General features: G+C 67.3%; 11 protein-coding genes. 6 read left to right on the top strand and 5 right to left on the bottom strand.

The window, feature by feature from the left end; genetic code table 11:
• Both BM436_RS18805 and BM436_RS18800 read right to left on the bottom strand, forming a co-directional pair.
• A partial coding sequence (locus BM436_RS18805) for a GDP-mannose 4,6-dehydratase (RefSeq protein ID WP_093557059.1) occupies nt 1-875 on the bottom strand: 875 nt, incomplete at its 3' end.
• A 164-nt stretch (nt 876-1,039) separates the two neighbouring features.
• Nucleotides 1,040-3,358 carry an NADP-dependent malic enzyme gene (locus tag BM436_RS18800; protein WP_093557058.1) on the bottom strand — a complete coding sequence of 773 codons (2,319 nt, stop codon included), beginning with the start codon at nt 3,356-3,358 and terminating at the stop codon, nt 1,040-1,042.
• 333 nt (nt 3,359-3,691) lie between these two features.
• On the opposite strand from BM436_RS18800, the gene BM436_RS18795 reads away from it, so the two are divergent.
• The 3 genes from BM436_RS18795 (at nt 3,692) to thiL (ending at nt 5,365) form a co-directional block, all read left to right on the top strand.
• Nucleotides 3,692-3,904 carry a hypothetical protein gene (locus tag BM436_RS18795; RefSeq protein WP_093557057.1) on the top strand — a complete coding sequence of 71 codons (213 nt, stop codon included), beginning with the start codon at nt 3,692-3,694 and terminating at the stop codon, nt 3,902-3,904.
• A gap of 63 nt (nt 3,905-3,967) precedes the next feature.
• The gene (locus BM436_RS18790; protein WP_093557056.1) at nt 3,968-4,375 is read left to right on the top strand and encodes a hypothetical protein; all 408 of its coding nucleotides are present in this window, start codon (nt 3,968-3,970) and stop codon (nt 4,373-4,375) included.
• A gap of 18 nt (nt 4,376-4,393) precedes the next feature.
• Nucleotides 4,394-5,365, top strand: a complete 972-nt coding sequence (gene thiL, locus BM436_RS18785; protein ID WP_093557055.1) for a thiamine-phosphate kinase — start codon at nt 4,394-4,396, stop codon at nt 5,363-5,365.
• Nucleotides 5,366-5,371: 6 nt separating this feature from the next.
• Here the strand turns inward: thiL and BM436_RS18780 are convergent, their stop codons facing one another.
• From BM436_RS18780 to BM436_RS18770, 3 genes are read right to left on the bottom strand one after another with little or no spacing between them, the layout of a single operon-like run.
• Entirely contained in the window at nt 5,372-7,966 is a 2,595-nt protein-coding gene (locus BM436_RS18780; protein ID WP_093557054.1) for an EAL domain-containing protein, read from the bottom strand.
• On the bottom strand, nt 7,963-10,011 hold the full coding sequence (locus BM436_RS18775; protein WP_093557053.1) for a sensor histidine kinase, YfiR-like protein-associated: 2,049 nt from the start codon (nt 10,009-10,011) through the stop codon (nt 7,963-7,965). The genes BM436_RS18780 and BM436_RS18775 overlap by 4 nt, the downstream gene beginning before the upstream one ends.
• A complete protein-coding gene (locus tag BM436_RS18770; protein ID WP_093557052.1) occupies nt 10,008-10,610 on the bottom strand; it encodes a TOL_0243 family YfiR-like periplasmic protein in 603 nt (200 codons plus the stop codon). The genes BM436_RS18775 and BM436_RS18770 overlap by 4 nt, the downstream gene beginning before the upstream one ends.
• A 198-nt stretch (nt 10,611-10,808) precedes the next feature.
• On the opposite strand from BM436_RS18770, the gene BM436_RS18765 reads away from it, so the two are divergent.
• From BM436_RS18765 to traM, 3 genes are all read left to right on the top strand, one after another.
• Nucleotides 10,809-11,291 (top strand): CinA family protein, encoded by a 483-nt coding sequence (locus BM436_RS18765; protein ID WP_093557051.1) that lies wholly within the window; start codon nt 10,809-10,811, stop codon nt 11,289-11,291.
• Nucleotides 11,292-11,372: 81 nt separating this feature from the next.
• Nucleotides 11,373-12,101, top strand: a complete 729-nt coding sequence (locus tag BM436_RS18760; RefSeq protein WP_093557050.1) for a P-loop NTPase family protein — start codon at nt 11,373-11,375, stop codon at nt 12,099-12,101.
• Between the two features lie 13 nt (nt 12,102-12,114).
• Nucleotides 12,115-12,609 (top strand): conjugal transfer transcriptional regulator TraM, encoded by a 495-nt coding sequence (traM, locus tag BM436_RS18755; protein WP_093557049.1) that lies wholly within the window; start codon nt 12,115-12,117, stop codon nt 12,607-12,609.
• Nucleotides 12,610-12,676: the final 67 nt, after the last annotated feature.

Genomic DNA, 12,676 nt, shown 5'->3' with positions numbered 1-12,676 from the left:
ACCAGCACCTTGCCGGTCTGGGCGTCGTGGCCGGTCTCATGGTCCGCGCTGCCCTGCCATTCGATGGCGATGTCCACCGCCTTGAAGGCCATGGTGACGAAGTCGCGCACGGTCTCGGTGCGGTTGGTCGCCAGCACGTAGGTGTCGGGCTGGTCGGCCTGCAGGATGCGCCACATGCCTTCCACGTATTCCTTGGCGAAGCCCCAGTCGCGCTTGGCGTCCAGGTTGCCCAGTTCCAGCGTCTCCAGCTTGCCCAGCTTGATCTTGGCGACCGAGTCGGTGATCTTGCGGGTGACGAACTCGCGGCCGCGCAGCGGCGACTCGTGGTTGAACAGGATGCCCGAGCAGCCGAAGATGCCGTAGGACTCGCGGTAGTTCACCGTCATCCAGTGCGCGTACAGCTTGGCCACGCCGTAGGGGCTGCGCGGATAGAACGGGGTGTCTTCCTTTTGCGGGATGGCCTGCACCTTGCCGAACATTTCCGAGGTCGACGCCTGGTAGAAGCGGATCTTCGGGTCGACGATGCGGATCGCCTCGAGCAGGTTGACCGGACCGACGCCGGTGATCTCGGCGGTGGTGATCGGCTGCTCGAAGGAGACGCCGACGAAGCTTTGCGCCGCCAGGTTGTAGATCTCGTCGAAGCCGCCCGTTTGCAGCAGGCGGATGCTCGAGCTCAGGTCGGTGAGGTCGTATTCGACCAGTTTCAAATTCGGGTGGTTCTGGATGCCGAGCTCTTCGATGCGCCAGAAATTGACCGAGCTGGTGCGGCGGTAGGTGCCGGTGACTTCATAGCCTTTGCCCAGCAGCAATTCCGCGAGGTAGGCGCCGTCCTGGCCGGTGATGCCCGTAACGAGGGCTTTCTTAGTCTTTTGCATGGTTTTTTTGCGTTTTCAACAAGCATAGATAGCCGAGCATTGTAACAGAGACATGCACGGACCCCGTGGACGCGCCGGGGCCATTACAACACTTACACATTGTTACAGGGAAACTTCTGGAAAGAAAAAAGCCAGCCGGAGCTGGCTTTTTCCCGAAACGCGGATCAGCCCTTGCGCTGGGCGACCGCGTCGACCACGCACAGCGCGGTCATGTTGACGATGCGGCGCACGGTGGCCGACGGGGTGAGGATGTGCACCGGCGCGGCGCAGCCCAGCAGGATGGGGCCGATCGCGATGCCGTTGCCCGCCGAGGTCTTCAGCAGGTTGTACGAGATGTTGGCGGCGTCGATGTTCGGCATCACCAGCAGGTTGGCGTCCTGCTTCAGATCGGAGTCCGGCATGAACTTGGTGCGCAGCTTGGAGTCCAGCGCGGTGTCGCCGTGCATCTCGCCGTCCACCTCCAGGTCGGGCGCCTTCTCGCGCACGATCTTCAGCGCGGCGCGCATCTTCTGCGCCGAGGCGCTGTTGGACGAGCCGAAGTTCGAGTGCGACAGCAGCGCGGCGCGCGGCGACAGGCCGAAGCGGCGCATCTCGTCGGCGGCCATCACGGTCATCTCGGCCACCTGTTCGGCGTCCGGGTTCTCGTTGACGTGGGTGTCCAGGATGGCCAGCTGGCGCTCCGGCAGCACCAGCACGTTCATGGCCGCGTAGATGTTGGCGCCCTCGCGCTTGCCCAGCACCTGGTCGATGTATTTCAGGTGCAGGTCGGTGGTGCCGAAGGTGCCGCAGATCATGCCGTCGGCGTCGCCCTTCTTGATCATCATGGCGCCGATCAGCGAGTGGCGGCGGCGCATTTCCAGCTTGGCGTATTCCGGCGTCACGCCCTTGCGGCTGGTGAGCGCGTAGTAGGACTGCCAGTAGTCGCGATAGCGCTCGTCGTAGTCCGGGTTGATGACGTCGTAGTCCACGCCCTGCTTCAGGCGCAGGCCGAACTTCTGCACGCGCGTTTCCAGCACGGCCGGACGGCCCACCAGGATCGGACGGGCCAGGCGCTCGTCGACGACGACCTGCACGGCGCGCAGCACGCGCTCCTCCTCGCCCTCGGCGTAGACGATACGCTTGAGTTCGATCGGGGTCTGCTTGGCCACCGAGAACACCGGCTTCATGAAGGTGCCGGAACGGTAGACGAATTGCTGCAGGCTGTCGGCGTAGGCTTCCAGGTCCTGGATCGGACGGGTGGCGACGCCGGACTCGAAGGCGGCCTTGGCCACGGCCGGCGCGATCTTGGTCAGCAGGCGCGGGTCGAACGGCATCGGGATCAGGTACTCGGGGCCGAAGGACAGGTTCTGGATGCCGTAGGTGGTGGCCACGATGTCCGACTGTTCCGCGTGCGCCAGCTCGGCGATCGCGTGCACCACGGCGATTTCCATTTCGCGCGTGATGGTGGTGGCGCCGCAGTCCAGCGCGCCGCGGAAGATGTAGGGGAAGCACAGCACGTTGTTGACCTGGTTCGGATAGTCCGAACGGCCGGTGCAGATGATGGCGTCGCCGCGCACGGCGCGCACGTCCTCGGGCAGGATCTCCGGATTCGGATTGGCCAGCGCCAGGATCAGCGGGTTGGGCGCCATCTGCTTGACCATGTCCTGCTTCAGCACGCCGCCGGCGGACACGCCCAGGAAGATGTCGGCGTCCGGGATCACCTCGGCCAGCGTGCGGGCGCTGGTTTCACGCGCGAAGCGCTCCTTGTCCGGGTCCATCAGCTCGGTGCGGCCCTTGTAGACCACGCCGGCCAGGTCGGTGACGAAGATGTTTTCCAGCGGGAAGCCGAGGTCGACGATCAGGTCCAGGCAGGCCAGCGCGGCCGCGCCGGCGCCGGACACCACCAGCTTGCATTCCTTGATGTTCTTGCCCACCAGCTGGATGCCGTTCAGCAGGGCCGCGCCGACGATGATGGCGGTGCCGTGCTGGTCGTCGTGGAAGACCGGGATCTTCATGCGGTCGCGCAGCTGGCGCTCGATGTAGAAGCACTCGGGGGCCTTGATGTCCTCCAGATTCACCCCGCCGAAGGTGGGTTCCAGCGACGCGATGATGTCGCACAATTTGTCTGGGTCCATCTCGTTGATCTCGATGTCGAACACATCGATGCCAGCGAATTTCTTGAACAGCACGCCCTTGCCCTCCATCACAGGCTTGGCGGCGAGCGGGCCGATATTGCCCAGGCCCAGCACGGCCGTGCCGTTGGTGATGACTGCTACGAGGTTGCCGCGGGAAGTGTATTTGTAGGCGTTGGCTGGGTCGGCGACGATTTCTTCGCATGGTGCCGCCACACCGGGGGAGTACGCGAGCGCCAGGTCGCGCTGATTGGAGAGTTGCTTGGTGGGGGTGACGCTGATCTTACCGGGCTTGGGACATTCGTGGTACTCGAGAGCTGCAAGACGAAGCTGCTGCCGAAGTTCCTCTTTTTTATCAGATGACGAATCCATGCTGTTGCTGCCTTCCTGTTTGTCTATCGGAAAGCCTCCGATTCTATCAGACTGATTCTTTCAATCAGGTAGGTATTTTCACCAATATGGGTTAAAAACTATCGACTTAAAGTCACTAATCGTTAAATTCTATCAATTTCGGCCGCCTTAAAACGATAAGCGAATATGGAGCGCGTTCTTATCAGGAGAAACGCATGTTCACAATGTGGTATGAAAATCATAGTGACGTGAAAACAAAACGCTGAAAAAACAGGTGTTTACAACAGTGCGCTCCTGGACATGCTCAAGTGTGCGCATTAGACTGGGCCAATTGTCTTCTTAGAAAGGCGCGCGATGAGCTACCAGTTCTGGCACAACTGCTTCCGTCTCTCCAGTGTGATCTTTCCCGTCAGCTCGGTCTGCCTGTTCTTCGCGCCGCAAGGCACGGAACAGGCCGCGTTGCTGGCGCTGACCGCGGTGGCCTCGGCCGGCCTGTGGCAATACAGCTCGGTGCGCCGGGTGCACTTCCTCAAGGCCCAGCGAAAGCGCAGCACCGACCGCGACTGACACCGCCCCCGTCTTGCGCTAGACTGGCGTGGCGTGCCTGACGCTGCCCCCGGGGAGAAAACCATGACCGCACTGGTCGCCACATCATCCGTCACCGACCTCGCCGAAGCCGGCGCCGACGGCGCCTGGCGCCGGCTGCTGGACTGGCAGCGCGACGGCCTGGACCTGGCCTTCGTCTACAGCCGCTCGCTGGGCGGCCTGATGCAGACGGGCCGCGGCAGGCTGGCGCGGCTGGCGCCCGAGTCGCTGACGGTGGAGGCGGGCCCGTGCAAGCTGCTGGTGATGCTGGCCGGCGCCGCCTACGAGGCCGGCCCGCAGCTGTTCTTCACGCCGGACCTGTCGGCCCGCTTCAACGTCGACGGCGTGGCCGTCAAGCTGGCCAACCACGACTGGCTGTTCTTCTCGGCCGAGACGGTGCCGGCCAACTTCGCCATCGGCCATATGCCGCTGACGCTGCCCGCCGCCGGCTAGCGGGCGGTAAAATGCCGCATGCTCTCCGAATTCGACCTCATCACTGAATACTTCGACCGTCCCCGCCCCACCCGCGCCGTGCTGGGCATAGGCGACGACTGCGCGCTGCTCGCGCCCACGCCCGGCGCGCAGACGGCGATCTCGTCGGACATGCTGGTCGAGGGCCGCCATTTCTTCGCCGGCGAGGACGCCGCGCGGCTGGGCCATAAGAGCCTGGCCGTCAACCTGTCCGACCTGGCGGCCATGGGCGCCCGCCCGGTGGGCTTCACGCTGGCGCTGGCGCTGCCCTCGTCCGACCGCGACTGGCTAGCCGGCTTCGCGCGCGGGCTGTTCGCGCTGGCCGACGCGCACGGCTGCGAACTGATCGGCGGCGACACCACCAGGGGGCCGCTCAACATCTGCGTCACCATCTTCGGCGAGGTCGCGCCCGGCCACGCGCTGCGCCGCGACGCCGCACTGGCGGGCGACGACGTCTGGGTCTCGGGCACGCTGGGCGACGCGCGCCTGGCGCTGGCCGCGCGCCTGGACCAGGACACCGGGCCGGCGCTGACCGCGGCCGAGCTGGCCGCGGCCGGCGCGCGCCTGTACACGCCCACGCCGCGGGTGGCGCTGGGCGCGCTGCTGGCGGGGTCGCGCCTGGCGCGCGCGGCGATCGACCTCTCGGACGGGCTGGTGGGCGACCTCGGCCACATCCTCAAGCGTTCGGGGGTGGGCGCCACGCTGGACGTGGACGCGCTGCCGGCCGGGCCGGTGCTGGCCACGCGCGACATCGCGCTGCGGCGCCGCTACACGGCGGCGGGCGGCGACGATTACGAGCTGTGCTTCACGGCGCCGGTCTCGGCGCGCGAGGCCGTCCTGGCGGCGGGCGCGCGCTGCGGCACGCCGGTGACGCGGGTGGGACGGATCGAGGCCGAGCCCGGCCTGCGGCTGGCGGACGCCGTCGGCGCGGCGCTGGACCTTCAATTGCGGGGGTTCGACCACTTCTCCTGAGCGCGCCTACGCCAGCGCGGTGTGGTCCTCGTTCGGGTCGCCGGCGCGGCGGCCGCTGCCGTGCATCAGCCAGTAGTGGTGGAACGCCAGCCGGATGTTGTCGCGCAGCTGGGTGTCGTCCCAGGGCTTGGTGTAGAAGCGGTAGATCGCGCCGCGGTTGATCGAGTCCAGCACCGCCTCCAGCCCCGTGTATCCGGACAGGATGATGCGTATCGTGTCCGGATACATCTCCTTGACCTTGCTGAGGAACTCGGTGCCGCTCATGATGGGCATGCGCTGGTCGCACACGATCACCTGCACCGGGTGCAGCGCCAGCAGCTCGAAACCCTCGGCCGGCGACACCGCCGTCAGGATGCGGTAGCCGTCGCGCCGGAACAGCCGGTGCAGCGAGGACAGCACGTTGACGTCGTCGTCCACGATCAGCAGCGTCTGCGGCGGCTCGGCCGCCTGGCCCGGGTCCGGCGGCAAGCCCTTGCCGGCCTCCACCAGCTGGCCCAGCTCGTCGGCCGGCAGCGGGCGGCTGAAGAAATAGCCCTGGATCTCGTCGCAGCGGTTGCGCCGCAGGTACTCCAGCTGCGGCCGCGACTCCACCCCCTCGGCGATCACGCGCAGCTTCAGGCTGTGCGCCATGCTGATGATGGCCAGCGCGATGGCCGCGTCGTTGGGATTGGTGGTGATGTCGCGCACGAAGGCGATGTCGATCTTCAGCTTGTCGATCGGGAAGCGCTGCAGGTAGGCCAGGCTGGAATAGCCGGTGCCGAAGTCGTCGATCGCGCATTTCACGCCGATCGCCTTGAGCCGCTGCAGCACGCCGATGGTGCGCTCGGCGTTCGACATCAGCGCCGTCTCCGTCAATTCCAGCTCCAGCAGTTCCGGCGGCACTTTGTGGCGCTCCAGCGCGGACTGCACCTCCGCCTCCAGGTCGCCCTCGACGAACTGGCGGCTGGACACGTTGACCGCCACGTGCACCGGCCCCACCAGCGAGCGGTTCCAGGCCGCGATCTGGCGGCAGGCGGCCTCGATGATCCAGGCGCCGACGCGCACGATCAGCCCCGTGTCCTCCAGCACCGGCACGAACTCGGCCGGGTACACCAGCCCCACGCCCGGACGCTGCCAGCGCAGCAGCGCCTCCACGCCGCTGATGCGGCCCGTGGTCAGGTTGACCTTGGGCTGGTAGTACAGCACCAGCTCGTCCTCGTCGAGCGCGCGCCGCAGCGCCATCTCCAGGTCCAGCCGCGCCAGCACCTGCACGTTCATGCCGGCCGTGAAGAAGCGGTAGCCGTCGCGCCCGGCCTGCTTGGCGCGCTCCATCGCGGTGTCGGCGTATTTCACCAGCGTCTCGGGATCGGTGGCGTCGTCCGGGTACATGGCGATGCCGATGGACGCCGTCAGCGCCGCCGGGTGGCCCTCCAGGTCGAACGGCGCGCGCAGCGCCTCGCGCACCTCGTTGGCCACCAGCACCGCGTCCTGCTGGTCGCGCGTCATGGTCAGGATCAGCGCGAACTCGTCGCCGCCCAGGCGGCCGACGGTGTCGCGGATGCGCACGCACTGCACCAGGCGGCTGCTGAACTGGCGCAGCAGTTCGTCGCCGGCGCCGGCGCCCAGCGAGTCGTTGATGTTCTTGAAACGGTCCAGCGCGATGAACAGCACCACGATGCGCCATTCCTTGTCGTGCGCCAGCTCGATGGCGTCGGCCAGCGTCTGGTAGAACAGCGTGCGGTTGGGCAGGCCGGTCAAGCTGTCGTAGTGCGCCATGTGCAGCAGGCGCTCCTCGGCCTGGCGCCGCTCGCTGATGTCGCGCGCCACGCAGATCAGCGTGCGCTGGCCGTCGCCCTGGTGGTCCTGGTCCTCCCGCTGCAGCTGCCAGTACACCTCCACCGGCACCCCGGCCAGGTCTTGCCGGGTCAGCTCCCGCTCGAACAGCTGCGGCGCGCGCGCGCCGTCCCCGGCCTCGCCGCCGCGGAGGGCCAGCTCCTCGGGCGAGCCGAGCCCGAGGCGCGACGGCTCCAGCGCCAGCAGCTGCTGGCGGCCGTAGCCCAGCATGCGGCAGGCGCCGTCGTTCACGTCCACCAGCGCCAGGCTGCCGGGGTCGATCAGGAAGATGGCGTCGGCGGTGGCGTCCATGGCGCTGCGGAAGCGCTGCAGGTCGGCGGTGCGCTCGCGCACGGTCCGCTCCAGCAGCGCGTTGTAGTTGGTCGCCTCGCGGTGCATCAGCCGCACCTCCAGCATGTTGCGGATGCGGGTCAGCACCTCCACCGGGTCGAAGGGCTTGCTGACGAAGTCGCGCGCGCCGGCCTCGAGCGCGGCCAGCTTCTTGTCCGGCTCGGCCGTCACCACCAGCACCGGCAGGTAGGCCTCGGCCTCCAGCGGGCGCAGCGCGTCCATCACGTCGAAACCGTTCATGCCGGGCATGTGCAGGTCGAGGATGATCAGGTCGTAGTTGTGCTGCTCGTGCCACGGCGCCACCACCCGCGGGTCGGTGGTGGCGCTGACGGCCTGGTAGCCGGTCGTCGTCAGCAGGTATTCCAGCAACTGCACGTTTACCGCCTGGTCGTCCACGATCAGTATCCTGGCGTTGAGGATATCCGTGGGCGTGATCATGACAATTCCTTGGTGGCCTTTCTGTCCGCTAGGTACGCCATGGTGCTGCTGATGGCTTCCGTGAATTCATCGATGTTGATCGGCTTGATGAGGTAACGGAAGAATCCTGCCGCAATTCCTTTTTCCACGTCGCGCGGCATGGCGTTGGCGGTCAGCGCGATCACCGGGATGTCGGCGGTGCGCCGGTCGGCGCGCAGCATGCGCATGGCGTCGATGCCGTTCAGGCCGGGCAGGTTGATGTCCATCAGGATGATGTCGGGCAGGTGGGCGCGCGCCAGTTCGATGCCCAGGTGGCCGTCCGGCGCCGACAGCAGCCGCATCTCGGGCCGGAAGCTGATGATCTCCTGCACCAGCTTGAGGTTGGCCGGATTGTCCTCGACATACAGCAGCGTGGTGGGGCGCGCCGGCTCGCGCTCGGCGTCGCCGGCCTCGCTCCCCTCGCCGCCCTCGCCCGGCGCGCGGCCGGCCCCCGCCTCCAGCAGCGACGGCAGCGGCTGGGTGGCGCGCAGCTCGATCCAGAACATGCTGCCCACGCCGGCGCTGCTGCTGATGCCGATCACGCCGCCCATCAGCTCCACCAGCCGCTTGGTCACCACCAGCCCGATGCCGGTGCCCTCCTCGGCCCCGGTTTCCTGGCCCAGCCGGTTGAACGGCTGGAACAGCTGGGCGATCTGCTCCTGCTTCAGGCCCATGCCGGTGTCCTGGACGGACAGGCGGGCCACGTCCGGCGCCTGCATGCTGCAATCGACCACCACGGCGCCGCCGTCGCGGTTGTATTTGATGGCGTTGGACAGCAGGTTGAGCATGATCTGCTTGAGGCGGGTGCGGTCGGCCTCGACGTTGATCATGCAGTCCTGCGGGAACAGCAGCCGGATGCCGCGGTTGGCCGCCAGCGGCGCCGTCATGGTGTGGCACTCCTGCAGGATCTCGCCCAGGTGCACCGGCTCCATCGACAGCGCCACCGCGCCGGACTCGATCTTGGCCAGGTCCAGGATCTCGTTGATCAGGGTCAGCAGGTGGCGGCCGGACTTGAGGATGTGGCCGGCGAACTCCTTCTTTTGCGCGATGGTCGAGGGCAGCTTGTCGGAGGTGAGGATCTGGGCGAAGCCGAGGATGGCGTTGAGCGGGGTGCGCAGCTCGTGGCTCATGGACGACAGGAAGGCCGACTTGGCCTGGTTGGCGCTCTTGGCCTCCTCCATCGCCATGGCCAGCTCGCCGTTGGTGGCCTCCAGCTGCAGGGTGCGCTCGTGCACGCGCTGCTCCAGGCCCTGGTTCAGGCGCATCACCTCGTCCTGCGCCTGGGCGCGCCGCTCGGCCTCGCGCGCCAGTTCCTCGTTCGAGGCCTGCAGGTCCTTGGCGCGCGTCTCGATCTCGCTCAGCATGGTGTTGAATGAGTCGACCAGTTGCGCCACCTCGTCCTCGCTGGTCCTGGCGGCGCGGCGCGAGTAGTCGCCGGTGGCCACCACGTCGCGCGCCACGTCGCGGATGTCGAGGATGGGGCGGGTGATGACGAAGTCGGTGCGGCGCATGATCAGGTAGGCGATGCCCATGGCCGGCAGCATCACCAGCAGCGCGATGCCCAGGTAGTCGCCGATGCGGCCCACCATCTCGTACTCGGCGCGCAGGTAGACCGTGCCCAGCAGCTCGCCGTTGTCGACGATGCGTTTGAACAGGGTCAGCTTGCCGTCCGCGTAGCGCACGCTGTCGGCCTCCACCTGGGCCGGAAAATGGTCGTCCTGGCCGGGCGCCACGTAGCTGGCGAACAGCTTGCCCTTGGCGTTGAAGATGGCGCCGGCGTTGACCTTGGGCCGCAGGCGCAGCAGCGCCAGCGTTTCCTGGGCCAGGCGCTTGTCGTCGAAGGCCAGCGCGGCCGAGCTCATATGGCCGATCAGTTCGGACTGGGTGCTCATGTCCGACGTCACGCTCTGGTGGTAGGCGCGCAGGTCGTAGGCGACCAGGGTGGCCAGCGACACCAGCAGCGCCACCAGCGTGGACAGCATGACCACGCCCAGCAGCTTCTGCCGCAGCGACCGCAGCTTGATCATGACACCCCCTGCTGCACGCGGTAGGCGGCCGACAGCATGCGCGCACTGATGCGGATGCGGGCGGCGGCCGCGTTCTTCAGCGCGACGTCGAAGCGCAGCCTGTCCTCCGCCACCACGAAGTTGATGATGCAGCCGGCCGCGAAGGCGTCCTCGTTGTCGGACACGGTCAGCAGCGGCTGGCTGCGGGCGGCGGCGATCACCTCCTGCAGCGCCGCCTTGTCCATGGCGCCCAGGAACAGCATGTGGACATGGCCGGGGGGCTCGCCCTTCCTCAGCCGCTTGACCACCAGCGGGTGGCCGTTGGCGCTGTGGCCGGCGACGATGCGCTCCAGCTGTTCGGCCATCGCGTCGGCCGCCATCACGCCGATCACCAGCGGACTGTCGGGCCGCACGAAGCTGCCCTCGGGCCATTCGACGAAGCCGGCGAATTTGTACAGGTAGGCCGCCTTGATCTGGCGCTCGATGGGCGTGCTCTCGGCGCGCGACGGGGCCGGCGCGAAGGCCAGCGCCAGCAGCAAGGGCAGCAGCAGCACGGAAAGCAGGGCGCGGCGCCATGCCTGCCGGATGCGGTGGGGGAAATGCAAATGCAATTGCGCCATGGACTATGGAACCCTGGGGACGGCAATCGGAGACGAGACGCGGGCAGCGCGCCGGCTCGCCTATTGTAGCCTGCAAGTACGTGTTTTGCGCGCAACATCGAACATGGCGGGACACGCTGGCCCGGCCGGCTATCGTTTTGCATGCCACCCGCCAGCCGCTAGAATAGGCTGGATCATCAAACGGACGGGGGAGCGGACATGACGAACGACATAGACCAACTGGCCACGCTGGTGGGCCAGGCGCTGCGGCAAAAGGGCCGCATGCTGGCCACGGCCGAATCCTGCACCGGCGGCGGCGTGGCGCGCGCCGTGACGGAGATCGCCGGCTCCTCCGGCTGGTTCGAGTGCGGCTTCATCACCTATTCCAACGCCTCCAAGACGGCGCTGGTGGACGTGCCGCCGGAGCTGATCGCGCTGCACGGCGCCGTCAGCGAGGAGGTGGCGGCGGCCATGGCGCGCGGCGCGCTGGCCCGCGGCAAGGCGCAGGCGGCGCTGTCGACCACCGGCGTCGCCGGGCCGGACGGCGGCACGCCGGACAAGCCGGTCGGCACCGTGTGCTTCGGCTGGGCGCTGGGCGGGCTGGTGCAGACCGAGCGCGTGGTGTTCGCCGGCGACCGGCGCGCGGTGCGCGAGCAGACCGTTGCGCACGCGCTACAGGGACTGCTGCGGATACTGGCGTGAACGGACGCTCGCCTAGCGGCACGCGCCGCTGTATAGTTCGGGCGGGCACAGGAACAAGCGGCAGCTAAATTGGAGCAATCGATGCGGAACACGGTACATTTCATCCTTCAGGGCAAAGGCGGAATCGGCAAGACCCTGGTGTCCACCATCCTGGCGCAATGGATCGCGGGCAAGGACGAAAGCCCCTTGCGCTGCTACGACACCGACCAGGAAAACGCCACCTTCTCGCGCTACAAGTCGCTCAACGTGAAGCACGTGCCGGTGATGACCGACGCGCGCACCATCGACCCCAAGCGCTTCGACACGCTGATGATCGACATCCTGGAAGAGGACGGCAATTGCGTGATCGACAACGGCGCCAACACCTTCTCGCCGCTGGTGGCCTACCTGATCGAGAACGACTGCTTCTCGCTGCTGCAGGAATCCGGGCGCAAGGTCTACATCCACACCATCGTCGGCGGCGGCGACACGCTGCACGACACGGCGATGGGCTTTTTGTCCACCGCCAAGTCGACCAAGGTGCCGCTGGTGCTGTGGGAAAACGAGCACTTCGGCCAGCTGGTGTCGGCCTCCGGCAAATCGTTCATCGAATCGCAGACCTACGCGGACAACGCGGCGCGCTTGGTGGGCCGGGTGGTGCTGTCGCAGCGCAACGCCGACACCTTCGGCGCCGACATCAAGAAAATGAACACGGCGCGCATGACGTTCAACGAGGTCAAGGAAAGCGACAAGTTCAACGTGATGGAAAAGCAGCGCATCAAGGTCGTGTTCCGCGACCTGTACGAGCAGCTGGACCAGGTGAACTGGTAACGGGGCCGGCGCCATGGATCAGCACAAGCTGCGTACCCTGGTATTCGAGAAAACCGGCGTCAAGGTCGATATCGACGATCCCATCTTCGCGCTGGTGGCGCTGAACGAGGCGGTGCTGGCCGAGGCGGTCGAGCGCCACATCGCGCTGCTGGACGCCGCCTCGCGCGAGCTGACCGAGCAGGTGCGGACGGCCGGCGGCTTGGCGGCGGCGCCCCACGCCGGCGGCCACCCGCCTGGCTACGTGCCCACGCCGGCCGCGCCGGTGAAAGCCATCCCCACGCGGGCCGCGCTGTTCTCGCCGCGCGAGTTGCGCCTGCTGGCCGCCGCCGCCGGCGTCGCCCTCTTGACCGCGCTGCTGGTGACCGGCCTGCACGCCGCCTTCAGCAAGCCGGCGGCCCTGACGCCCGCGCAGGCGGCCGCCATCGCCGAGGGCGAAAAGCTGGCCAAGGCGGTGGAAACGCTGGATCCCAAGGCCCGCGCCCAGCTCCGGGCGGAATTGCAAAAGTAATGGATGGGCGCCGGGCGCGCGCCCGGCCCGGACTTTCCTGGCCCCGTCGTCCACCAATGTGCTAACA

Source organism: Pseudoduganella namucuonensis, from assembly GCF_900116645.1.
GTDB lineage: Bacteria > Pseudomonadota > Gammaproteobacteria > Burkholderiales > Burkholderiaceae_D > Rugamonas > Rugamonas namucuonensis.
This window is presented reverse-complemented; position numbering and strand designations above follow the sequence as displayed.